General features: G+C 70.6%; 1 protein-coding gene. It reads left to right on the plus strand.

Features of this window, described 5'->3' with window-relative positions:
• The coding region (locus tag NS331_RS25115) for a serine hydrolase family protein (protein WP_502263813.1) at positions 1–580 on the plus strand (580 nt) is incomplete at its 5' end.
• Between the last annotated feature and the right edge of the window lie 151 nt (positions 581–731).

Here is a 731-nt window from a genome sequence, read left to right on the forward strand (position 1 = left end):
CTCCTGTTCGCGCCTGGCCGTCGGCACCACGCTGCCGCGCGGCGAACTGCTGCACCTGGCGTTGATGTCCAGCGAGAACCGCGCGGCCCACGCCCTGGGCCGGACCTATCCGGGCGGCCTGGCCACTTTCGTCAGCGTGATGAACGCCAAGGCCCGCATGCTGGGCATGCGAGACACCCGCTACGTCGAGCCCACCGGCCTGTCGAGCCAGAACCAGTCCACCGCGCAGGACCTGGCTGTGCTGGTGGCCGCGGCCTCGCAGGACTCGCTGGTGCGCAGCCTGTCCACGTCCCCGGAATACCAGGTCGAAGTGGGCCGCCGCGTGCTGCAGTTCAACACCACCAACCGACTGGTGCGCAGCCCCGACTGGGACATCGGCCTGCAGAAGACCGGCTACATCTCCGAAGCCGGCCAATGCCTGGTGATGCAGGCCCGCGTGGCTGGCCGCAAGCTGATCATGGTGTTCCTGGATTCGACGGGCAAGTTCAGCCGCATCGCCGATGCGGAGCGGGTGCGCCGCTGGGTCGAGGGCAACCGCTTCGCGCCCGTGCATACCGCGAGCAGCCAGATTTCGGGCTGAGCCCGGCGGGCGCGCCATGCGCCTGGAGCAACGACAAAGGGCCCGCTCGGGCCCTTTGGCTTTTCGGCGGCGGCCGCGGCGCACCGGCATGGAGAAGGGAAGGGGGCGCTGGCGCGCAATCGATCCGGCTAGGCGGCGCGCGCGGGGCGGG

This window comes from Pseudacidovorax intermedius (genome assembly GCF_001476815.1).
Classification (GTDB): domain Bacteria; phylum Pseudomonadota; class Gammaproteobacteria; order Burkholderiales; family Burkholderiaceae_C; genus Xenophilus; species Xenophilus intermedius_A.